Raw genomic sequence first — 22,870 nt, 5'->3', positions numbered from 1 at the left:
CGTTGGGGGCGTGCTCTCGCCCGTGCTGGCGAACCTGTTCATGCACTACGCGTTCGATACCTGGCTTACCCGGACCTATCCGGGCGTCCAGTTCGAGCGGTATGCGGACGATGCGGTCGTGCACTGCGTCAGCGAGCGTCAGGCCCGCGAGGTACTGGCTGCACTTGCGAACAGGATGGACGAGGTCGGGCTGCGGCTGCATCCCGACAAGACCAAGATCGTGTACTGCAAGGATGGAAACCGGCGCGGCTCCTACGAGCACACGTCGTTCACCTTCCTCGGGTTTACGTTCCAAGCCCGCCGAGCGCGCAGCAGGAAGGGGCAGAACTTCACCAACTTCCTGCCCGCGATCAGCAGGCAAGCCCTGAAGAAGATCAGCGGGGAGGTCCGCTCCTGGCGGCTCCACCTGCGGATCGGTCTCACCTTCGCCGAACTCGCCCGCAGGATCAACCCGATCGTGCGTGGCTGGATGCAGTACTACGGGGCGTTCTACCGCTCCCAACTGTTTCCACTCCTACGGCGCATCAGCGCCTACCTGATGCGCTGGATCCGCAAGAAGTACAAGCGACTTCGGCCGTTCAAGAAGGCCCACAAGTGCTGGCAGCGCATCACGAGTCAGCACCCCCGGCTCTTCGCCCACTGGGCATGGACGCCGTGTTTCTGGTGACCAGGGTGACAAGAGCGGAGTGACGGGAGACTGTCACGCTCCGTTCTGTGGGAGCCCGGGGGTGCGATTCCCCCGGGCGACCCGACCACTGGGGGGCCGAGGTATTCCCGCCCGCCCTCGGCCAGGAGCCCCGCCGCCTCAAGCGTCTCCATACTCTGTATACGGAGCAGAGAGTTCCTAGGCTGCTTAACCGCGAGGATGCCACCATGGGCTGACCACTCCAGAAGTGTCACTCTGGAGCATCGGCAAGGGGCGGGTAGAGGAACAAAGCGACGCCGCAGGCCCCTACCCGAGCCCCCTCACCCCTCCCCGCGTGCCTTTATCACCACCTTGTTGAGCACCCACAGGCCGATGCCGATCAGCAGCAGCACGCCCGCCCGGATGTAGACGTCCGCCGGGCGGTCCGCCAGCGGGCTGGCCAGGATGATCGCGGTGATCGCGCCCAGCACAGGCAGGATCGTCGGCGTACGGAAGTGCTCGTGCTCGACCCGGTCCTTGCGCAGGACCAGCACGGCCACGTTCACCACGGCGAAGACGCACAGCAGCAGGAACGCCGTGGTGTCGCCCAGGCCCTCGATCTCGCCCGTGGACACCAGGCCGATGGCCAGCAGCGAGACGAAGACGATGCCGACGACCGGTGTACGCCGCTTGGCCAGGACCCGGCCCATGCCGCGCGGCAGGATGCGTTCGTTCGCCATGCCGTAGCAGAGGCGCGACGCCATCATGATGTTGATCAGCGCGGAGTTGGTCACGGCGAACAGCGCGATCAGGGCGAAGAGTCTGGGCGGGAAGTCGACACCGCCCGCCTTCACCACTTCGAGCAGCGGGCCGCTGGATTTCTCCAGCACCGTGTAGTCGACGAGCAGCGACGAGATCAGCGCGACCAGGACGTAGATGGTGCCGGTGACCGCCACCCCGATGAAGATCGCCTTCGGGAAGGTGCGGTGCGGATCCTTCGTCTCCTCCGCCATGTTGACGGAGTCCTCGAAGCCGACGAAGGCGAAGAAGCCGAGTGCGGTGGCGCCGAGCACGCTGGTGAGCAGCGCGTAACCGGTGCCGGTCGCCTCGAACTCGCCGAGCCGCGAAGGCTCTCCGCCGCCTGTCATCACGGCGTACGCGCCGATCACGAGGATCACCGTCAGGCCGGTCAGTTCGACGAGCGTCAGCACCACATTCGTCTTCACCGACTCGGAGACGCCGCGCAGATTGAGCGCGGCGAGGGCCAGGATGAACAGGATCGCGATGAGCGTCGGCGGCACGGCGTCCGTGAACTCCGCCAGATAGTCGCCGCTGAAGGCGCGGGCGGCGGCGCTGGCGGACGAGAGGCCCGAGCACATCACCATGAAGGCGACGATGAAGGTGAAGAACGGGACCTTGAAGGCCTTTTGGGTGTAGAGCGCGGCGCCGGCCGCCTTCGGATACTTGCCGACAAGTTCGACGTACGACGCCGCCGTCAGGATCGCCACGACGAAGCCGATCGCGAACGGCAGCCACAGCGCGCCGCCCACCTTTCCCGCGACTTTGCCGGTGGTGGCGTAGATGCCGGTGCCCAGGATGTCGCCGATCACGAACAGGATCAGCAGCTTGGGGCCGAGGGCGCGTTTGAGGGGTGTCTCTTCGTCTGGTGGTGCGGATGCCGGTGGTGGTGGTGATGCGGCGGATGTGGACAAGTGGACCTCCCCGGGTGGGTTGGGCAGGTTCTTCCCCATGTGGCTCTGGTGATGCGTGGTCAACTACGGGTTCAGCAGCGCGTCGGCGTGTGCGCCCCCCGACTCGGCGACGATCTCGTCGAGGGTCTGCGGCGGTCGTACGACGGTGAAGCGCGTCCCCTCGCGGGTGGCTGTGAAGCCGTAAAGGCCGGGTCTGGCAAGGCTGTTGTACGCATAGTGCGCGGCCATGAAGTACGCGCCGGTGTCCAGCACTGCCGCGTAGTCGCCCTGTTCGAGGAGCGGCAGCGAGCGGTTCTCGGCGAGCAGGTCGCCCGCGAAGCACGCCGGTCCCGCCACGTCCTGCGCGACCGCCGGGCCCGGCTTGGGGTGGCCCTTCGCGTCGTACGCCGCGATGCGCAGCGGCCAGGACTCGGGCGCGTAGACGGCGCGGGTGGCGATCTGGACGCCCGCGTGGGTGACGGCGATGGAGCGGGCCCCCGAGGTCTTCGCGTACTCGACACGGGCGAGGACCGTGCCGTGCTTGGCGAGCAGGGAGCGGCCGAATTCGGTGACCAGGCCGTAGCGCCCGTCGAACAAGCCCGGCACCTGCTGCTTGAGAAGGCGGGCGTAGTCGGCGTACGTCGGGGTCTCGGCGTCGGAGGCGAAGTTGACCGGCAGGCCGCCGCCGATGTCGACGGTGTCGACCTGCTGCCGGCCGGCCGCCGCGTTGATCTCCTCGGCGAGGTCGTACGCCGCCGACACGCCCTGGGCCATCAGCTCCAGGGAGAGGCCCTGCGACCCGGAATGGGTGTGCACCCGGGTCAGCCAGGGCCGTTCGAGGTAGGTCCGTACGACCCAGTCGCGGGTGCCGGGGTCGCGGAGCGCCACGCCGAATTTGGAGGTGGCGGTGGCGGTGGAGAGCGCGCCGATGGAACCGCCGCCGATCTGCGGGTTCACGCGCAGGCCGATGGGGGAGAGGGAGGCCGGCCCCGACGCGATCAGGGAGTCGATACGAGCCAGTTCCTGGGCGTTGTCGGCGTTGATTGCGATGCCCAGAGCCAGGGCCTGGCGCAGCTCGGGGGTGGTCTTGGCGGGGGAGTCGAGGACGGTGTGGTCCGGGGGTACGCCCGCGGCGTGGGCCAGGGCGAGCTCGCCGGGGCTCGCGACTTCGGCGCCGACGGCCTCCTGCTCGTACAGCAGCCTCAGGACGGGCACGAGTGGCGTCGCCTTGACGGCGAAGGCATGCAGGACGGGGGTGCCGGTGGGGGTGACCTCGGCGAACGCCGCGCGCAGGGCGGCGGCGGACGCCCGGATGCCGGTGATGTCGAGGAGGCCGACGATGGGGTGGTCGAGGCCGACGACTCCCTGCTCGACGGCGGCGTGTACGGCCTGCTCCCGGCGGTCGGGGCCGCTGATGTCCGAAGGCATGTGTCTCAGCCAATCACCCGGTGTGATCCGGCGCAGAGCAGTCCGACGTATTGACTAGTTCTATTCATCTGGACAGGATGTGAATAGACGATGCAACACTCGTGATCGAGGAGGCACACCATGTCAGGACCCCGACCCGTACGGGCGCCGCGCGGTACGGAGCTGAGCGCCCTGGGATGGCAGCAGGAAGCCGCCCTGCGCATGCTCCAGAACAACCTCGACCCCGAGGTCGCCGAGCACCCCGACAAGCTCGTGGTCTACGGCGGCACGGGCAAGGCCGCGCGTGACTGGCGCTCCTTCGACGCGATGGTCCGCACGCTGAAGACCCTGAAGCAGGACGAGACGATGCTCGTCCAGTCCGGGCGTCCGGTCGGCGTGATGCAGACGCACGAATGGGCCCCGCGGGTCCTGATCGCCAACTCCAACCTGGTCGGCGACTGGGCGAACTGGGAGGAGTTCCGCCGCCTGGAGGCGCTGGGCCTGACCATGTACGGCCAGATGACGGCCGGGTCGTGGATCTACATCGGTACGCAGGGAATCCTGCAGGGCACGTACGAGACCTTCGCGGCGGTCGCGGCCAAGCTGCATTCAATGGGTAAAGGGGTCGGCGGCAGCCTCGCGGGCACGATCACCCTGACCGCCGGTCTCGGTGGCATGGGCGGCGCCCAGCCGCTCGCCGTGACGATGAACGACGGCGTCGCGATCTGCATCGACGTCGACCCGCGCGCGATCGAGCGCCGCATCGAGCACCGCTACCTGGACGTGAAGGCGAACAGCCTGGAGCACGCCCTCCAGCTGGCGGTGGAGGCGCGTGACGCGCGCAAGCCGCTCTCGATCGGCCTGCTGGGCAACGCGGCGGACCTGCTGCCGCGGATGCTGGCCGAGGGCGCCCCGATCGACATCGTGACCGACCAGACCTCGGCCCACGACCCGCTGGCGTACCTGCCGCTCGGTGTCGACTTCGACGACATGGCGTCGTACGCCGCCGAGAAGCCGGCCGACTTCACGACGCGCGCCAGGGAGTCGATGGCGCGTCACGTGGAGGCGATGGTCGGCTTCATGGATGCGGGGGCCGAGGTCTTCGACTACGGAAACTCGATCCGCGGCGAGGCCCAACTGGCGGGCTATTCACGGGCGTTCGACTTCCCCGGCTTCGTGCCGGCGTACATCCGTCCGCTCTTCTGCGAGGGCAAGGGCCCGTTCCGCTGGGCGGCGCTGTCCGGCGAGGCGTCCGACATCCACAAGACGGACAAGGCGCTCCTGGACCTCTTCCCGGAGAACGAATCCCTGCACCGCTGGATCAAGATGGCCGGCGAGCGCGTCCACTTCCAGGGCCTGCCCGCGCGCATCTGCTGGCTCGGCCAGGGTGAGCGCGACAAGGCCGGTGCGCTCTTCAACGACATGGTCGCCGACGGAACCCTCGCCGCCCCGCTGGCCATCGGCCGCGACCACCTGGACTGCGGCTCGGTGGCCTCCCCGTACCGCGAGACCGAGGCCATGCTCGACGGCTCCGACGCGATCGCCGACTGGCCGCTGCTCAACGCCATGGTGAACGTCGCGTCCGGCGCGTCCTGGGTCTCGATCCACCACGGCGGCGGCGTAGGCATGGGCCGCTCGATCCACGCGGGCCAGGTCTCGGTCGCGGACGGCACGAAGCTCGCGGGCGAGAAGATCCGCCGCGTGCTGACGAACGACCCGGGCATGGGCGTAATCCGCCACGTGGACGCGGGCTACGACATCGCGGAAACGACAGCAGCCACCCAGGGCGTCCGCATCCCGATGCGGGAGAGCGAATGAGCTCCACCGACCCCGTTGTGGGCAGTCGTTCCGCAGGGCGATGGGGGTCCCCCCGGTCGAGCGGAGCCGAGACTGGGGGAGACTTGGCGCAACCGGACGACGGCCCGCACACGCCCACGTCGTTCCACGAAATGTGGGCGGACCTCAAGCCCATCGGCCGTAACGCCACCTCCAACGGCTACCGCCGCTACGCCTGGTCCGGCGCCGACAAAGACTGCCGCACCTGGTTCCGCGCCCAGGCCGAATCCCGAGGCCTGACCTACGAGGTGGACCGCAACGGCAACCAGTGGGCCTGGCAGGGAGACCCCCAAGCAGGCGACGCGGTAGTCACCGGCTCCCACCTCGACTCCGTCCCCGACGGCGGCGCCTTCGACGGCCCCCTGGGCGTCGTATCGTCCTTCGCCGCCCTGGACGAACTCCGCCGCAGGGGAGCGGAGTTCACCAAGCCTCTCGCCATCACCAACTTCGGCGACGAGGAAGGCGCCCGCTTCGGCCTGGCCTGCGTAGGCTCCCGCCTGGCAGCCGGGCAGCTCACGCCCGAAAAGGCCCACGAGCTCCGCGACGCGGACGGAATCAGCCTCCCCCAGGCCATGGAGGCGGCGGGCTACGACCATTCCGCCATCGGCCCGGACCCGGAGCGCCTCTCCCGTATCGGCGCGTTCATCGAGCTGCACGTGGAACAGGGCCGAGCCCTGGACCTCACCGACCACCCCGTCGGCATCGCATCCGCCATCTGGCCGCACGGCCGCTGGCGGTTCGACTTCCACGGCGAGGCCAACCACGCGGGCACCACCCGCCTGGAGGACCGCCGCGACCCGATGCTGACGTACGCCGAAACGGTCATCGCCGCCCGTCGCGAGGCGCAGCTCACCGGCGCCCTGGCCACCTTCGGCAAGGTCTCCGTCGAGCCGAACGGGGTCAACGCCATCCCCTCCCTGGTCCGGGGCTGGCTCGACTCCCGCGCCGCTGACCAGGTCACTCTCGACCAGGTGATCGCGGCCATCGAACAGGCGGCGAAGGCCGAAGCCGCCCGGGCGGGCATCGACCTGCGCATCACGCGCGAGTCGTTCACCCCGGTGGTCGAATTCGAACACGCCCTGCGCGACGAGCTCGCGCGCATCCTCAGCCGCGACATCCCCGTTCTGGGCACCGGCGCGGGACACGATGCGGGTATTTTGTCCGCTTCAGTCCCGACCGCCATGCTGTTCGTACGGAACCCCACGGGCATCTCGCACTCCCCGGCCGAGTACGCCGCCGAGGACGACTGCGTTGCGGGGGTCATCGCACTCGCCGACGTACTGGAGGGGCTCGCGTGCACGTGACCTACTGGCTGGAACACGCCTGGCTCGACCCCTTCGTCGAGCCGGGCGTGGCCCTGGACCTCACGGACGGCCGGATCGCGGCCGTCCGCAAGGACGTTCCCGTGCCGCCGCCCGGCGCGACGGTCCTGCGGGGCCTGACGATCCCGGGCCTGGCCAATGCCCACTCGCACGCCTTCCACCGGGCGCTGCGCTCCACGGTCCAGGTCGGCTCGGGGACTTTCTGGACCTGGCGGGAGGTGATGTACCGCGTGGCGTGCCGCCTCACCCCGGAGTCGTACTTCGAGCTGGCCCGTGCCGTGTACGCCGAGATGGCGCTGGCCGGGATCACGGCGGTGGGCGAGTTCCACTACCTGCACCACGGCAGCGGCGGCACGCCGTACGCCGAGCCGAACGCGATGGGGGAGGCGCTGATCGCGGCGGCCGGTGAGGCGGGCATCCGCATCACGCTCCTCGACACGGCGTACCTTTCGTCGGGCTTCGGTGTGGCGCCCAACCGCCACCAGCAGCGTTTCTCGGACGGCACGGCCGAGGGGTGGGCCGAGCGGGCGTCGCTGCTCAAGGAGAGCGACCACGTCCGGATCGGCGCGGCGATCCACTCGGTACGCGCCGTACCCGCCGACCAGCTGTCGACGGTCGCGTCCTGGGCGCAGTCCAGGGAAGCCCCGCTGCACGTCCACCTCTCGGAGCAGACGGCCGAGAATGACGCCTGCCTGGTGGCTCACGGCCTGACGCCCACCCGTCTGCTGGCGGACCACGGCGTGCTGGGCCCGCGTACGACAGGTGTACACAACACGCACCTGTCGGACGAGGACATCGCGCTGCTGGGCTCCACCTCCACGGGCACATGCATGTGCCCCACGACGGAACGCGACCTGGCGGACGGCATCGGCCCGGCGACGCGCCTGCAGAAGGCGGGCTCCACGCTGTCCCTGGGCAGCGACAGCCATGCGGTGATCGACCTCCTCGAAGAGGCGAGGGCGATGGAACTGAACGAACGCCTGCGCTCGCGCACCCGGGGCCACTGGACGGCGGCAGCCCTGATCCGCGCGGCCTCGGCCGACGGATACGCGGCGCTGGGCTGGCACGACGCGGGCACGATCGAGCCGGGGGCGCTGGCGGACCTGACGACCATCGCCCTGGACACGGTCAGAACGGCGGGCCCGCTGCCACGGCTGGGCGCCGAGACAGCGGTGTTCGCGGCCTCGGCGGCGGACGTACGGCACACGGTGGTGGGCGGCCGGCACGTGGTGCGGGACGGGGCGCACACGATGATCGACTCGGTCCCGGCGGCCCTGGCAAAGGCGATCGCAGCAGTGCACGGATGACCTTGCGCGCGGCGGGAGGGCACACCCCCGGCGCTGCGCGCCAGGCCTTTGCCCCACCCGGCCCACCCGTCGGGGGAAGGCTGCGGAAGTCCGCGACTACGGCGGCCACCCCCCACCGTCGGCCCCTGCAGGCCGACGCGGCGTGGGCTGGGCGCCGCACCCCTCGGCCCCTGGGCCTGGGGCGGTGTGGGTGCTGCGTTCGTCGCCCCTGGGCGTCAGCGGCCCGCGCCGACCTCGCCGCCCCAGGGCGTGCGCCCGCCCGTCGGCCCCCGGGCCGTCAGAAGTGGGGGCGCCCGCCCGTGCGCACTCCGGGGTCTGGGGCCTGGCCCCAGCTCCGGGAAGGGGCGGGTAGGGGAGGACGGCCCCGCGCAGCGGATCCCGCCCGCCCAACCCACCGCACGGCCCCGCCGCCCCAGAATCAATCGTCAGGACAGGAGACGCACATGACCACCCGCACCACCCTCGTCACCAACATCCGCACCCTCGTCACCAACGACCCCGCCCTCGGCGACACCCCACTCGGCCTCCTCCAAGACGCCGCTGTCGTCATAGAAGGCGACCGCATCGCCTGGGTCGGCCCCGCCGTGCACGCCCCCGCCGCCGACGACGTGTACGACGCGCAGGGTCGGGCCGCCATCCCCGGCTTTGTCGATTCGCACTCGCACCTCGTCTTCGCGGGCGACCGTACCCAGGAGTTCAACGCCCGCATGTCGGGCCGCGCCTACTCCGCCGGCGGCATCCGTACCACCGTCGCCGCCACCCGCGCCGCCACCGACGCGGAGCTGAGCGCCAACGTCGCCAAGTACCTCGCCGAGGCCCTCCGCCAGGGCACGACCACCCTCGAAACCAAGTCCGGGTACGGGCTGACCGTCGAGGACGAGGCCCGCGCGCTGCGCATCGCGGCGCAGCACACCGACGAGGTCACCTACCTCGGCGCCCACATCGTCTCGCCCGACTACGCCGACGACCCGGCGGCGTACGTCGCCCTGGTCACCGGCGAGATGCTCGACGCCTGCGCCCCGTACGCCCGCTGGGTGGATGTCTTCTGCGAGAAGGGAGCCTTCGACGGGGACCAGGCCCGCGCGATCCTCACCGCCGGTCAGGCCAAGGGCCTGACACCACGGGTCCATGCCAACCAGCTCAGTTACGGCCCCGGTGTCCAGCTCGCGGTCGAGCTCGACGCCGCCTCCGCCGACCACTGCACGCACCTCACCGACGCGGACGTCGACGCCCTCGCGAACAGCAATACGGTCGCCACTCTCCTCCCCGGCGCGGAGTTCTCCACCCGCGCCGCCTGGCCCGACGCCCGCCGCCTCATCGACGCGGGCGCGACCGTCGCGCTGTCCACCGACTGCAACCCGGGCTCGTCCTTCACCAGCTCCATGCCGTTCTGCATCGCACTGGCGGTACGCGACATGGGGATGACGCCGGACGAGGCCCTCTGGTCGGCCACCGCGGGCGGCGCCCAGGCCCTGCGCCGTACCGACGTCGGCCGCATCGCCCCCGGCGCCCGCGCCGACCTGGCGCTGCTCGACGCCCCGAGCCACGTCCACCTCGCCTACCGCCCGGGTGTACCCCTGGTGTCCGCGGTCTGGCAGCACGGCGCCCGCAAGCTCTAGGGGCGTGTCCTACGCACAAGAGCACTGAGCGGCGCGGAACGGGGTAGGCGAGCCATGAAAGAGGGCCTGCCCCGGATATCGCCCGGGGCAGGCCCTCATTCAGCGTTCAGCATTCCGCATGCCGCACGCGTGCCTATTCCACGACCGTCAGGCCCTTCCGCAGCTTGTTCAGCGTGCGCGAGAGCAGTCGTGACACATGCATCTGCGAGATGCCCAGCTCCTCGCCGATCTCCGACTGCGTCATATTCGCGACAAACCGCAGCGAGAGAATCTTGCGATCGCGCGAAGGCAGTTCGGCGATCAAGGGCTTCAGCGATTCGACGTACTCGATGCCTTCGAGGCCATGGTCCTCGTAGCCGATGCGGTCGGCCAGCGCACCCTCCGAGTCGTCCTCCTCGGGCTGGGCGTCCAGCGAGCTCGCGGTGTACGCGTTGCTCGCGGCCATGCCCTCCACGACCTCCTCATTGGTGAGGTCGAGGCGCTTCGCCAGCTCGCCCACGGTGGGGGCGCGGTCGAGCTGCTGGGCGAGTTCGTCACCGGCCTTGGCGAGGTCGAGGCGCAGTTCCTGGAGGCGCCGCGGGACGCGGACCGACCAGGAGGTGTCGCGGAAGAAGCGCTTGATCTCGCCGACAATGGTCGGCATCGCGAAGGTCGGGAATTCGACGCCCCTGCTGAGCTCGAAGCGGTCGATCGCCTTGATCAGGCCGATCGTTCCGACCTGAATGATGTCTTCCATCGGTTCGCTGCGGGAGCGGAACCGGGAAGCGGCGAACTTGACCAGGGCCAAGTTCAGTTCGACGAGTGTGTTGCGTACGTACGCATGCTCGTGCGTTCCCTCTTCGAGGGATTCGAGGCGCCCAAAGAGCGTCTTGGACAGGGCCCTGGCATCCAGCGGCCCCACCTCGTCGTACGGCGGGATCTCGGGGAGCCCTTCGAGCCCCTCGATTCCGGTCTCGATCTGCTCGGGCGGGGTTGTCGACGGCGCGGGCGGCTGCACAGGGAGCGGCGTTCGCGATTCGTCGAGCCGGGGTGACATGGTCTCCTCCATCGTTCTCGGCATATGGCTGCCGATGCCGATACGTCTGCGTGCGGTGTGCGGCGCCTCCAAAGCCGGTCGTGTTGGTTGTGTCCCTACTAGGCCTACCCGCTCTTGCCCAGGACTTGCAAGTCCCATATGTCCGCATTGGCAGGGGTTGTGTGGTACTTCGAGTACCGGTCGGCGTGCAGAAGGCGTAGGGTTCTGGCACGTCAATGACAGTCACGACTGCGAAGAGAGACGAGACGGGCATGGAGCGCGGGACGGTCGGCAGCGCGAACCGGGGTCGACTCCGGGTCGCAGTTCGGACCGAGGGCCGGAGCGAAATCGTCACACCGGCGGGTGAGCTTGATCACCACACCGCCGAATTGCTGCGTGAGCCTCTGGAGAGTGCGCTCGAGGCCGGGCGTACGCGCCTGGTCATCGACTGCTCGTCGCTCGAGTTCTGTGATTCGACCGGGCTGAATGTGCTGCTCGGCGCCCGCCTCAAGGCCGAAGCGGCCGGGGGAGGAGTCCATCTGGCCGGCATGCAGCCGGTAGTGGCCAGGGTCTTCGAAATCACCGGGGCAGAGGCGGTCTTCACCGTGCATGAATCGCTCGAAGCCGCGATGGAAGACTGACTTCCGGCCGGCTGAGTTATCCGTGTCACGTCGTCCGTACCGAAAAAGTGGGTGTTCTCACCGTTCGGTCGGGCAGGAGGACTCTGACTCCGTCTACCCCCGGGGGCCCCGAAGGCCCCCATGTCCTTGCAGCGATGAATTGATGAATTGGCGAATCGGTGAGGTGAAGCGCTGATGAGCACCACCCGGCAGCCTCGGCCGGGCGACCTCGGCCCAGAGTCGGCGAGCCACGGCTCTGGCTCAGCCGTGTCCGCCGCGGGTCAGGTGCGTTCCCTGGCACTGGGCAGCGCCAGCGGCATTGTGCCGCTCGCCCGCGACTTCACCCGCCAGGCGCTGTACGAGTGGGGCTGGCTCCCCGCCGAGACGGCCGAGCGGCGTGCCGCTGCCGAGGACGTCCTGCTGGTCGTCTCCGAACTGGTCACCAACGCCTGCCTGCACGCGGAAGGGCCGGAAGAGCTGCGCGTCACGTGCGACAGCAAGGTGCTGCGGCTCGAAGTCATCGACCGCGGCGCCGGCCAGCCTGCGCCCCGCACGCCGCACCGGGCCGGGCGGCCCGGCGGGCACGGGATGTTCATAGTGCAGCGGCTGTGCCTGGACTGGGGTGTCGTACGGGAGCCGGAGACGCCGGGCAAGACCGTCTGGGCGGAACTCGCCGCTCCCATTTAGCCCCGCCGACTCCGAACCCCAGTTCCCGCACGGGGTTACCGGCGGTTCGCAATCCTCGTAAGTGCACGCCGATCCGGCGTGCACTTTGTCTTCCCTCGGCAAGGCCCCAGGCGTACCTTGACGCCCAATCTGATGTGTCGTCAGTAACTTCCGGCATAAGGGGAACACGAGGTGTCGTACCAGAAGCGGACAACTCTCGCGCTGGCGGCGGCGGTTGCGGGCTCGGTGGTGCTGCTGGCCGCCCCCGCGGCCCATGCCGACGTCGTCGACGTCAACTACCAGTGCAAGACGCCGATCGGGAACAAGGGAGCCGTCTCCCCGATCGACATCAAGGGCGTCAAGAGCGGCAGCGGCTACAAGCTCACCATGTCCTTCCAGAAGGGCGTCTCGTCCAGCCCCGTGGAGCTGGGCAAGGGGGCGATGAAGCCGAGCGCGGTCATCAAGCTGGGTGGCGCGGAGAGCGGCACAGTGCAGGTGTCGGGCCCATCGAACCCTGCCGCCGTCCCGGCCAACACCCCCATCAAAATAACCGACTTGGCCGGTACGTACACGCCCAGGAAGACCGGAAAGGTCACCTTCACGGCGTCCGTGCTGACCATCAAGGCTCTGGGCACGACCACTACCTGCACCCCCTCCAACAGCCCCAAGCCGTCACTGGAACTGGACGTCAAGGGTTCGGGCGGCGCCTCGCAGGACGCGCCCGGCGAGCTGCCGAAGACCGGACCGCTCGACTCCGCCCTGGCACTCGGCACGCTCGGCGGCACGGTGCTGCTGGCCGGGGCTGCAGGTGCGCTGTGGCTGACCCGGCGCGGTCAGCGGATCACGGGCTGAGCCGCCCCGGCCGTACGCCCGTAAGCCGCCGTACCCGGGAGCCGCCCATGCCGTCGCCGCGCTGTGCCGTCCGCCTCCTCACCGCCGCACTGCTGTGCGCCGCCGTCCTGGCCACCCCTGCCCATGCCGCGGAGGAGGGGTGGAAGGTGGCTCCGAGCGGTGACGGCAGGCCGTACTTCTACCTGGAAGGCGCGGCCGGCACCGCACTGGAGGACAAGCTGTCGCTGACCAACTCCAGCAGCAAGCCCCGCACCCTCGAACTCCGAGCCGCGCACAACACCCGGACCGGAGCGTGGATCGCACTCGCGGCGGACGAGGTGAAGATCCCGCCCCGCACCAGGGCGGAGGTCCCCTTCACGGTCACCGTGCCGCAGAGCGCGACTCCCGGCGACCACCCGGGCGCGATCGTCGCGTCGGGCGGAGGCCGCGAGGCAGGCGTACGAGTCCATTTGCGGGTCAGCGGCCCGACGCTGGCGGCGCTCACGGTGGAGGACATCACGATCAGCGAGCAAACCATCCACTACGCAGTAGTAAACCGGGGCAACACCGCACTCACCCCGAGCCTCAGCGTCCACGCCGACGGCCTCTTCGGCGAGGTGCTGCGCCGCAAGGCCCGCACGCTCCCGGTGAAACTGCTCCCCGGCCGGCGGGTAGAGCTCACGGAACCCTGGCCGGACGCACCGGCGCTGGACTCGGTGGACGTAAGCCTGACCGCGACCGCCCCGGGCGCCGCACCCGCCTCGTCGACAGCCTCCGCAACCTTCGTCCCCTGGACCCCGGTAACCATCACCATCACGACGCTGCTGGCAGGCGCCGCAGCAATGCGTTTCATACGCCGCGGCCCCGCATCCCGGACCACCGAAACGGCAAACCCTGAACGGCACTTGGCGAAGGCAGGAGCAGCAACGTGACCGCCGGCAACCCCGCCCCCGAGAACGACGAGCCCCACGCCGCCAGGCAAGCGGGGTTGCGGGAGGGGACGTGCAGGGGCGCGCCCCGCAGGGTGTCGAACACAGCGTGGGCGGCGTACACATGCGACCCCCCGCCCGTTCGGCACCCGAGGAGACGCGCCGGAACGGCACCGACCCCAGCGCCACCGCACCTCACCCCCGCTGCATGGCTGGCTGCGCTGACCCTGACCCTGACCCTGACCCTGATCCTTACCCCACTCCCCACAGCAACAGCAGCCGTCCCAAAACCCCAAGTAACCCTCTCCAAAACGGAGGCGGGCAAGGGCGGCGACATCACAGTCAAAGGCAAGGGCTGGCGCCCCAAAGCCCTCCTCATGATGCTGATCTGCGGCCAGGCGACCCCAGCCAGCGGCGTAATCGGCGGCACCAACGCCTGCGCAAACTCGGACGGCCGCGCAGTGACCACCGACGCGAAGGGCGCCTTCAGCAAGAAGATGCCGGTGGCCGAACCGCCCAAGGCGTGCCCCTGCGTAGTACACGTCGCGACGGTAACCGGCGAACAAGCCACCGTGGACGCCGTATTCGACGTAGCGGGCCACCCCGTAGAACCGCTGCCGCAGCCCGGCGCCGGCGGCAGGCTGGCCGTACTGGCGGCCGCCCGGCTCGACGGATCCGGCTCGGTCCTCACTTGGTTCGGCGCCCCGCCGACCCGCGAACTCGTCGTCACCGTAGGCAATCTCGGCTCCGACCCGGTCAAGGACCCCGTCTTCGAAGTCGGCACCTCGCACGGCGTCTACTCCCCCCAGTGGGAGGAGCGCCAGTGGCGCGGCACCATCCAGCCCGGCAAGAAGGCGCAGGTCAAGCTGGACGTCCAGCTGCCGGCCGGTGCGCACGGCGACTACCTCGTGTCGCTCAAGTACGGGCAGAAGGTGCTGGCCGAGCAGCCGTGGGGCGTGGGGCGCCCCTGGGGCGTCACGCTCTTCTGGGTTCTGCTGTGCGTGGTCGTACCGGCGGCGGTGTTCCGTATCGGCATGGCGATCGTCGACAAGGTACGGCCGCGTACGCCGAACCGCACAGCGGGCCGCCACCGCACGGCGCCCCGCGCTCAAGCGGCCGCTTCACCGCCGCCCACAGACACCACGGCCCTGCCGTGGTTCACCCCGGACAACGCACCGGGTCCGCACGCCCAGATCTCCGCACCGTCCGATAACAGTCCGACGACGAAGGGAAATTCGTGACCACGCAACGGAGGATGAGCGCGGCAGGGGTCGCGCTGATGCTCGGCGGCGCGGGAATCCTGCTCGCGGCGAGCCCCGCGCAAGCAGCCGAAGTCTCGTACAAGACCGAGTGCATACCCCCGCCCATCTCCGGCCTGCCACCCGTCCAGGGCACCACGAAGGTGCAGATCACCGCACCGGCGGAGGCCAAGGTCGGTGACGAGGTCGAAGTGGTGTGGAAGACGGTCGAGGCCGCTTCCAAGAACCCCGACGTCATCGACCTGGAGAAGGACACCGTCAAGCCGACCGGCACGATCAAGGTGTCCGGCGCGGCGACAGCGGACCTGAAGATGGAGGGGCCGAGGCAGAACCCGCCGATCCCCAAGAACAGTCCGATGGTGCTGCCGGACATGAAGGGCAAGCTGAAGCTGGAGAAGGCGGGCGAGATCACGCTGACGCCCGACGCGTACAACATCAACGTCAGCAAGCCGATGTCGACGGACACGAAGTGCACGCCGAAGGAGACGGTCAAGGCGGCCGCCACGATCAAGGTCTCGGAGGGCGGCGGCACCTCGGGCGGCACCACTTCAGGCGGCACGACATCAGGTGGCACCACCTCAGGCGGTACCACGACCTCAGGCGGCACGACCACCTCCGGGGGCACGACGACCTCAGGAGGCACCACCTCAGGCGGCGGTGACGGCGGCCAGACCGATTTCCCCGGCAAGGAAGTCACGGTCGCATTCGAGTGCAAGTCGCCGGGCCCGGCGAGCATCAACTCCAAGGTGACGATCAACGCCAAGAAGAACGGCGGCAGTTACGACCTGGTGGTCAAGACGGCCAAGGGAGTGATGGACAGCCCGGCCGCACTCCCCGCAGGCGCACTCAAGCCCTCGATGGCACTGCTGCTCGGCGGCGCGGACAAGGGCGTTGTCTCCGTAGTGGGCCCGGCCAACAAGGACCCGCTGGAGCAGGGCAAGCCGGTGAACCTGCCGGACATGACAGGGACGTACAAGCCCGGTGCGAGCGGCAAGTCCACGCTCAGCCCCGGCACGCTCACGATCGACGTCACCCTGGGCGGCCAGAAGATCAGCATCCCGTGCACGGTCAAGGGCAAGGCCGAGGTGTCCCTCGAGCTCGACACCTCCGCCCAGCCGGGCGGCGCGTCGGGCGGCGGCTCAGCGGGCGGCACCACAGGCGGCAGCGCCGCGACCGGAGGCGGAGGCACCGACTCCGGCGGCGGCCTCGCTGACACGGGCGCCGCCGACAACGGCGGCCTGCGCGCCCTGGGCCTGGTCGCAGGCACGGTGATCCTGCTGGGCGGCGCGGTCTTCACGTTCACGCCGTGGCGCCGACTGCGCGGTATGCGCTGATACCAAAGCGAAACGAGAACGGCAACGCAAAGGGCCGCCGTACCGGACGAACCCGGTACGGCGGCCCTTAGATGCGAAGAGGGGTTACTTCACGTCCCCCATGAGCGCACGGATCTTCTTGCCCGCCGTCATGAAGGCCAAGCCCGCGGCGACGGCGACGACCGCCCACAGCGTGTAGTAGAGCGCGTCGCCGAGCGGCGCGTTCAGCTTGGTGGTCCAGCCGTTCAGCGCGTTGCCCGTGGCGCTGGCCAGGAACCAGAGACCCATGATCTGTCCAACGAACAGCTTCGGGGCCATCTTCGTCGACAGGGACAGGCCGACCGGCGACAGGCACATCTCGCCGATGGTCTGCACGAGGTAGACGCTCAGCAGCCAGAAGATCGTGACCTTGCCGGTCTCGCTGTTCGCGGCCGCGGCGCCCGCCAGGCCCATGATGCCGAAGGAGCCACCGATGAGGAGCATCGCCAGGGCGAACTTCATCGCGGTGCTGGGCTCGCGGTTGCGCTGCGCCAGCTTGACCCACAGCGTGGCGAAGACCGGGGCCAGGATGATGACCATCATCGGGTTGACCGACTGGTACCAGGAGGCCGGGAACTCCCAGCCGCCGATCATGCGGTCCGTCTTCTCGTCGGCGAAGATCGTCAGGAGCGAGCCGGACTGGTCGTAGATCATCCAGAACAGCACGGCGGTCACGAAGAACCACACGTACGCCTTGATCTTCGGGCGGTCCGCGCTGGTGAGCGCCGGGTTACGGAAGATCGCGACGAAGTACACGATCGGCACGACGACGCCGAGAACGGCCAGGACGTTGACGACGTGCTCGATGTCGTACGTACCCATGACCAGGTCCGCGACCAGCGCGACGATGGCGATGCCCGCCCACATTGCGACCTTGCGCAGGACGGCGCGCTTCTCCTCCGGCGTGGCCGGCTTCGCGGGCTCCTTGCCGATGTCACCGAGGTGACGGCCGCCCAGGACGTACTGGACGACGGCGAGGCTCATGCCGATACCGGCAACGGCGAAGCCGAGGTGCCAGTTGACGTTCTCACCGAGGTAGCCGACGACCAACGGCGCGATCATGGCGCCGATGTTGATCGCCATGTAGAAGAGCGTGAATCCGGCGTCGCGGCGGGCGCTGGACTGGCCCTCGTAGAGGCCGCCGACCATCACGGAGATGTTCGGCTTCATCAGTCCGGTGCCGGCCGCGATCAGCGCGAGGCCGCAGAAGAAGGCGACGTCGTTCGGGATCGCGAGGGTGAAGTGGCCCAGCGCGATGACGATGCCGCCGACGAGGACGGCCTTGCGCGCGCCCCAGAGGCGGTCGGCGACCCAGCCGCCCGGCATGGCCGCCATGTAGACGACGGCGTTGTAGACGCCGTAGATGGAGGCGGCGAGGACCTTGCGGTCCTCCAGCGGGCCGTCGAGGACCGCAGCCACCAGGTAGAGCGTGAGAATGCCGCGCATTCCGTACCAGGAAAAGCGCTCCCACATCTCCGTCATGAAGAGGGTGGCCATACCGCGTGGGTGGCCGAAGAAGGCCTTCTCGCCGGAAGGTGCCCCGGCGGTGTCCTTCGTCAGGCTGGACGCCATGGTGATCCTTGCTCGCTCGGGACGCGTCCGCCTCGTGAGCGGGTACGCGCCCGTGTGGGGGAAGGCCGGCAGCACGCGAGGGGCCCGGCCGATAGGTCATTTCCTGTCGACAGGGCGGCACAGCCAACCCCGCACAGAAAAGAGACCTTTGGCGCGTTCACACCCCAAAGGCCCCTGCGTCGTACTACAGGCGTCTCGCCACCATACGACACGACAGTGCGGCATATGGAAGGACTTGAGAGATGGATCACAGGTTGCGCGGGAACCGGCAGCCCTGATCCGAAGGTCCTTGCCAGGATCGCATCCCAGAGCCGCAGGGTCCGGACGACTTCCGGACAACCGGGGGGCGCCCCTCGGAGGGCCTCCGGACGATCACCAGACGACCGCCACCCCATCGCCCCACGCCTCGTACCGTCCGCGGACTACCATCAGTCCATGACCCGTGTACTGCTCGCCGAGGACGACGCATCCATCTCCGAGCCGCTGGCCCGCGCACTGCGCCGGGAGGGTTACGAGGTCGAGGTGCGCGAGGACGGACCGTCCGCGCTCGACGCCGGACTCCAGGGCGGAGTCGACCTGGTCGTGCTCGACCTGGGACTGCCCGGCATGGACGGCCTCGAAGTCGCCCGCAGACTCCGCGGCGACGGCCACACCATCCCGATCCTGGTGCTGACCGCCCGCGCCGACGAAGTGGACACGGTGGTCGGCCTCGACGCCGGCGCCGACGACTACGTGACCAAGCCGTTCCGCCTCGCCGAGCTCCTCGCCCGCGTACGGGCCCTCCTGCGGCGCGGCGCCACCGAGCCCGCCCCCGCGCCCGCCACCCACGGGGTACGGATCGACGTCGAATCGCACCGCGCCTGGATGGGCGAGGAGGAACTCCAGCTCACAGCAAAGGAGTTCGACCTGCTGCGGGTCCTCGTCCGGGACGCGGGCCGGGTCGTCACGCGCGACCAGCTGATGCGTGAGGTCTGGGACACCACCTGGTGGTCGTCGACCAAGACCCTCGACATGCACATCTCGTGGCTCCGCAAGAAGCTGGGCGACGACGCCGCCAACCCGCGTTACATCGCCACCGTGCGGGGCGTCGGCTTCCGCTTCGAGAAGAGCTGACGTACACACACAGCCATGCGCCGCCGTCTGATCAACTCCACGCTCGCCGTGGTGCTCGTCGTGATCGCCGTCTTCGGGGTCTCCCTCGTCCTCGTCGAGACCCGCACCATCAGCAACAGCGCCCAGGAAAGCGTCGACTCCGAGGCGCTGCGCCTGGTCAGCGTCGTAGAGAGCCGTCTCCTCGGCGAGGAGCGGGTCAACCCCGACGTCCTGGCCGAGCAGCTGGGCGCCGATCGGTACGCCCGGATCGACGTCCCCGGCCGGGCCTCCATCGAAATCGGCGACCGTCCCGAAGGCAGCGTCATCCAGGGCACGGCCAAGGGCGAGCGCGGCGAGACGGTCACCGTGCAGGAGTCCCGCTCCACGGTGACGTCCGAGGTCGGCCGCACGCTGATGATCATCGGCGCGGTGGCTCTGCTCGCCGTCATCGCGGCGGTTCTGCTCGCCGTACGCCAGGCGAACCGCCTCGCATCCCCGCTCACCGACCTGGCCGAAACGGCGGAGCGCCTCGGCTCGGGCGACCAGCGGCCCCGCCACAAGCGGTACGGCGTACCGGAACTCGACCGGGTCGCCGACGTCCTCGACTCCAGCGCCGAGCGGATCGGCCGGATGCTCACCGCCGAGCGCCGGCTCGCTGCCGATGCCTCCCATCAGCTCCGTACGCCGCTGACCGCGCTGTCCATGCGGCTGGAGGAGATCACCCTCACCGAGGACCTGGACACGGTGAAGGAGGAGGCGACGATCGCGCTCGCACAGGTCGAGCGCCTCACCGACGTCGTACAGCGGCTGCTCACCAACGCCCGCGACCCCCGCAACGGATCCGCCGTCCCCTTCGACCTCGACGAGGTCGTCAAGCAGCAGATCGAGGAGTGGCGCCCGGCCTACCGCAGCGCCGGCCGCGCCATCGTGCACTCCGGCAAGCAGGGGATGCGGGCCGTCGGCACACCGGGCGCGGTCGCCCAGGTGCTGGCCGCGCTGATCGAGAACTCACTGATGCACGGTGGCGGTACGGTCGCCCTGCGCACCCGCGTCACCGGCAACCAGGCGGTCATCGAGGTGACGGACGAGGGGCCGGGCGTGCCCGCCGACCTCGGTGCGCGGATCTTCGAGCGGAGCATCAGCGGCCGCAACTCCACCGGAATCGGCCTGGCGGTCGCGCGGGACCTGGCGGAGGCGGACGGCGGTCGGCTGGAGATGCTCCAGCAGCATCCGCCGGTGTTCGCACTCTTCCTGAGCAGGGTGGTGCGGCCCAAGGAGGAGCCGCAGAAGACGGTCAGGTGACAGGCGTCAGGTGACGCGGTCGATCTCGGCGGTGCGGGGGGTGTCACGCGGATCGTCGTCACGCGGGTCGTCCGGGAACGACTCCGCCGCCCCGACGGCGTCACGCGCCGGCGGCAGCTTCTGGAAGACCCAGGTGCGGTAGGACCAGAAGCGGAAGACCGTGGCTATGCCGATGCCGAGGGACTTGAAGATGTTGTTCTGGAGCGGGGTGTCCCAGCCGAAGCCGTACGTAGCGACGTACAGCACTCCGCTCTGGATCACCAGGCCGATCGCGCTGAACGCCAGGAAGAGCGTGAGCTCCCTCGTACTGCCGCTCTTGTCGCGCTCCCGGTACGTGAAGTAGCGGAAGCCGAGGTAGTTGAAGCCGATCGCGACGATCGTCGCCAGGATGCCCGCCCGCACCACGGGGATGTCCGTGTGCCGGCACAGGAGATTGAAGAGGCCGAGGTCGACGGCGAGCCCCAGACCACCGACCGCACCGAACTTCACGAACTCGCGTGCGAGCCGCTTCATGTGCCGTAGGAAGGGACCGACGTCTCGTCCACTCATGGTGATCGCTCAGCCCCGTTCGGTCGGTGTCGTGAACGGCCGGTCATTGCCGTCAGCCCAGCCATGCTAACCAGCGCTCTCCTGGGGCGCTTGCGGGCACCGTCAACGAGTGGTGGCGCTGTGACGGAGGGTGCGCGGACGGCCGGGGCGGGGCGCCCCGGGCCTGCGGATACCCTGGAGGCGTGACGTTCCCCGTAGTCGGCATGGTCGGTGGCGGTCAGCTCGCCCGTATGACCCACGAGGCGGGCATCCCCCTCGGCATCAGATTCAAGCTCCTCAGTGACACCCCACAGGACTCGGCGGCCCAGGTCGTCAGCGATGTCGTCATAGGCGACTACCGCGATCTGGACACGCTGCGCGATTTCGCGCGCGGCTGCGACGTGATCACGTTCGATCACGAGCATGTCCCGACCGAGCACCTGCGGGCCCTGGAGGCGGACGGTATTCCCGTCCGGCCGGGGCCCGACGCGTTGGTGCACGCCCAGGACAAGGGCGTAATGCGAGCAAAGCTCATGGAGATCGGAGCGCCTTGCCCGCGCCACCGCATCGTGAGCGACCCGGCGGACGCGGCAGCGTTCGCCGCCGAGACCGGCGGCTTCCCGGTGATTTTGAAGACGGTACGCGGCGGATACGACGGCAAGGGCGTCTGGTTCGTACGCAGCGAGAAGGACGCCGAGGAGCCCTTCAAGGCGGGCGTGCCGGTCCTCGCGGAGGAGAAGGTCGACTTCGTACGGGAACTGGCGGCGAACATCGTCCGCTCCCCGCACGGCCAGGCCGTCTCCTACCCCGTCGTCGAATCCCGGCAGGTCGACGGCGTCTGCGACACCGTGATCGCCCCGGCGCCCGGCCTCAGTGACGAGCTCAGCGGCCAGGCGCAGGAGCTGGCACTGCGCATCGCGGGGAAGCTGTGTGTCGTCGGCCACCTCGCCGTGGAGCTCTTCGAGGCTGTGAATGCCGATGGCACCCGCCGCATCCTCGTCAACGAGCTCGCGATGCGCCCGCACAACTCCGGGCACTGGACGCAGGACGGCGCGATGACGTCCCAGTTCGCCAACCACGTCCGGGCGATCCTCGATCTCCCCCTCGGCGACCCGCGCCCGCGCGCGAAGTGGACGGTCATGGCGAACGTCCTCGGCGGCGACTACCCCGACATGTACTCCGCGTATCTGCACTGCATGGCACGCGACCCGCAGCTCAAGATCCACATGTACGGCAAGGACGTGAAGCCCGGCCGCAAGGTCGGACATGTCAACACCTACGGCGACGACCTCGACGACGCGCTGGAGCGCGCCCGTCATGCCGCCGGCTACCTGCGAGGAACGATCACAGAATGACGACCCCCTCTGCAGCCGGACCCGTGGTCGGCATCGTGATGGGCTCCGACTCCGACTGGCCCGTCATGGAGGCCGCGGCCAAGGCCCTCGACGAATTCTCGATCCGGTACGAGGTCGACGTCGTCTCGGCGCACCGGATGCCGCGCGAGATGATCGCGTACGGCGAAGAGGCCGACGGCCGCGGCCTCAAGGTGATCATCGCGGGCGCGGGCGGAGCAGCCCACCTCCCCGGCATGCTGGCCTCGGTGACGCCGCTTCCGGTCATCGGCGTTCCCGTACCCCTGAAGTACCTCGACGGCATGGACTCCCTCCTCTCCATCGTGCAGATGCCGGCCGGTGTGCCGGTCGCAGCGGTGTCGGTGGCGGGCGCGCGCAACGCAGGGCTGCTGGCGGCCCGTATCCTCGCCGCTCACGACGACGAACTGCGCTCCCGTATGCGGGAGTTCCAGCAGGAGCTGAACGAGCAGGCGACGGAGAAGGGCAGGCGGCTGCGGACGAAGGCGATGGGCATGGACTCGTTCGGCTTCGGCAAGTGACAGCCA

At 69.3% G+C, this 22,870-nt stretch carries 20 protein-coding genes; 15 read left to right on the top strand and 5 right to left on the bottom strand.

The genetic code is table 11. The annotated features are described in order from the left end of the window. On the top strand, window positions 1-667 hold a 667-nt coding region (locus J7I98_RS17380), incomplete at its 5' end, for a reverse transcriptase domain-containing protein (protein ID WP_251020782.1). Window positions 668-966: 299 nt separating this feature from the next. Here the strand turns inward: J7I98_RS17380 and J7I98_RS17375 are convergent. Both J7I98_RS17375 and J7I98_RS17370 read right to left on the bottom strand, forming a co-directional pair. Next, the gene (locus J7I98_RS17375; RefSeq protein WP_251020781.1) at window positions 967-2,337 is read right to left on the bottom strand and encodes an APC family permease; all 1,371 of its coding nucleotides are present in this window, start codon (window positions 2,335-2,337) and stop codon (window positions 967-969) included. A 63-nt stretch (window positions 2,338-2,400) separates the two neighbouring features. Next, a complete protein-coding gene (locus J7I98_RS17370; protein WP_214921631.1) occupies window positions 2,401-3,744 on the bottom strand; it encodes a diaminopimelate decarboxylase in 1,344 nt (447 codons plus the stop codon). Window positions 3,745-3,864: 120 nt separating this feature from the next. On the opposite strand from J7I98_RS17370, the gene hutU reads away from it, so the two are divergent. The 4 genes from hutU (at window position 3,865) to hutI (ending at window position 9,807) form a co-directional block, all read left to right on the top strand. After that, entirely contained in the window at window positions 3,865-5,541 is a 1,677-nt protein-coding gene (gene hutU, locus J7I98_RS17365) for a urocanate hydratase (protein ID WP_214921630.1), read from the top strand. Window positions 5,542-5,672: 131 nt separating this feature from the next. After that, window positions 5,673-6,863: an allantoate amidohydrolase gene (locus tag J7I98_RS17360; RefSeq protein WP_214921638.1), complete on the top strand. Its 1,191-nt coding sequence runs from the start codon at window positions 5,673-5,675 to the stop codon at window positions 6,861-6,863. Then, a complete protein-coding gene (locus J7I98_RS17355; RefSeq protein WP_214921629.1) occupies window positions 6,854-8,188 on the top strand; it encodes a formimidoylglutamate deiminase in 1,335 nt (444 codons plus the stop codon). Before J7I98_RS17360 ends, J7I98_RS17355 begins: the two co-directional genes overlap by 10 nt. Window positions 8,189-8,631: 443 nt before the next feature. Then, window positions 8,632-9,807 (top strand): imidazolonepropionase, encoded by a 1,176-nt coding sequence (gene hutI / locus J7I98_RS17350; RefSeq protein WP_214921628.1) that lies wholly within the window; start codon window positions 8,632-8,634, stop codon window positions 9,805-9,807. Window positions 9,808-9,940: 133 nt separating this feature from the next. Here hutI and J7I98_RS17345 read toward each other — a convergent pair whose 3' ends face one another. Next, window positions 9,941-10,843 carry an RNA polymerase sigma factor SigF gene (locus tag J7I98_RS17345; RefSeq protein WP_251020780.1) on the bottom strand — a complete coding sequence of 301 codons (903 nt, stop codon included), beginning with the start codon at window positions 10,841-10,843 and terminating at the stop codon, window positions 9,941-9,943. Between the two features lie 251 nt (window positions 10,844-11,094). Here J7I98_RS17345 and J7I98_RS17340 point away from each other — a divergent pair, with 251 nt between their 5' ends. The 6 genes from J7I98_RS17340 to J7I98_RS17315 all read left to right on the top strand — a co-directional run bounded on the left by J7I98_RS17340 (window position 11,095) and on the right by J7I98_RS17315 (window position 16,461). Then, complete coding sequence (locus J7I98_RS17340; RefSeq protein WP_214921626.1) at window positions 11,095-11,463, top strand: STAS domain-containing protein; 369 nt, start codon at window positions 11,095-11,097, stop codon at window positions 11,461-11,463. Between the two features lie 174 nt (window positions 11,464-11,637). Next, on the top strand, window positions 11,638-12,129 hold the full coding sequence (locus J7I98_RS17335) for an ATP-binding protein (protein WP_214921625.1): 492 nt from the start codon (window positions 11,638-11,640) through the stop codon (window positions 12,127-12,129). 171 nt (window positions 12,130-12,300) lie between these two features. Continuing rightward, window positions 12,301-12,960 (top strand): peptidase, encoded by a 660-nt coding sequence (locus J7I98_RS17330; protein WP_214921624.1) that lies wholly within the window; start codon window positions 12,301-12,303, stop codon window positions 12,958-12,960. 47 nt (window positions 12,961-13,007) lie between these two features. Next, entirely contained in the window at window positions 13,008-13,871 is an 864-nt protein-coding gene (locus tag J7I98_RS17325; RefSeq protein ID WP_214921623.1) for a hypothetical protein, read from the top strand. A gap of 209 nt (window positions 13,872-14,080) precedes the next feature. Further along, window positions 14,081-15,109, top strand: coding sequence for a hypothetical protein (locus J7I98_RS17320; protein ID WP_374225136.1), 1,029 nt, complete (start codon window positions 14,081-14,083; stop codon window positions 15,107-15,109). A 14-nt stretch (window positions 15,110-15,123) separates the two neighbouring features. Continuing rightward, window positions 15,124-16,461, top strand: coding sequence for a hypothetical protein (locus J7I98_RS17315; RefSeq protein WP_214921622.1), 1,338 nt, complete (start codon window positions 15,124-15,126; stop codon window positions 16,459-16,461). 84 nt (window positions 16,462-16,545) lie between these two features. Here the strand turns inward: J7I98_RS17315 and J7I98_RS17310 are convergent, their stop codons facing one another. Then, the gene (locus tag J7I98_RS17310; protein ID WP_214921621.1) at window positions 16,546-18,051 is read right to left on the bottom strand and encodes a peptide MFS transporter; all 1,506 of its coding nucleotides are present in this window, start codon (window positions 18,049-18,051) and stop codon (window positions 16,546-16,548) included. Between the two features lie 435 nt (window positions 18,052-18,486). On the opposite strand from J7I98_RS17310, the gene J7I98_RS17305 reads away from it, so the two are divergent. Both J7I98_RS17305 and J7I98_RS17300 read left to right on the top strand, forming a co-directional pair. Then, window positions 18,487-19,164: a response regulator transcription factor gene (locus tag J7I98_RS17305; protein WP_214921620.1), complete on the top strand. Its 678-nt coding sequence runs from the start codon at window positions 18,487-18,489 to the stop codon at window positions 19,162-19,164. Window positions 19,165-19,179: 15 nt separating this feature from the next. Further along, window positions 19,180-20,445 (top strand): ATP-binding protein, encoded by a 1,266-nt coding sequence (locus tag J7I98_RS17300; RefSeq protein ID WP_214921619.1) that lies wholly within the window; start codon window positions 19,180-19,182, stop codon window positions 20,443-20,445. A gap of 6 nt (window positions 20,446-20,451) precedes the next feature. On the opposite strand, the gene J7I98_RS17295 is transcribed toward J7I98_RS17300, so the two are convergent. Next, a complete protein-coding gene (locus tag J7I98_RS17295; protein WP_251020779.1) occupies window positions 20,452-20,958 on the bottom strand; it encodes a GtrA family protein in 507 nt (168 codons plus the stop codon). 218 nt (window positions 20,959-21,176) lie between these two features. Between J7I98_RS17295 and J7I98_RS17290 the strand changes: the two genes are divergently transcribed. Together J7I98_RS17290 and purE are read left to right on the top strand one after the other, a co-directional pair. Then, window positions 21,177-22,328, top strand: a complete 1,152-nt coding sequence (locus J7I98_RS17290; RefSeq protein WP_214921617.1) for a 5-(carboxyamino)imidazole ribonucleotide synthase — start codon at window positions 21,177-21,179, stop codon at window positions 22,326-22,328. Continuing rightward, window positions 22,325-22,864, top strand: coding sequence for a 5-(carboxyamino)imidazole ribonucleotide mutase (gene purE, locus J7I98_RS17285; protein WP_214921616.1), 540 nt, complete (start codon window positions 22,325-22,327; stop codon window positions 22,862-22,864). Before J7I98_RS17290 ends, purE begins: the two co-directional genes overlap by 4 nt. Window positions 22,865-22,870 lie beyond the last annotated feature (6 nt).

The organism is Streptomyces sp. ISL-98, from assembly GCF_018614055.1.
In the GTDB taxonomy this organism is placed as follows: domain Bacteria; phylum Actinomycetota; class Actinomycetes; order Streptomycetales; family Streptomycetaceae; genus Streptomyces; species Streptomyces spiramyceticus.
This window is presented reverse-complemented; position numbering and strand designations above follow the sequence as displayed.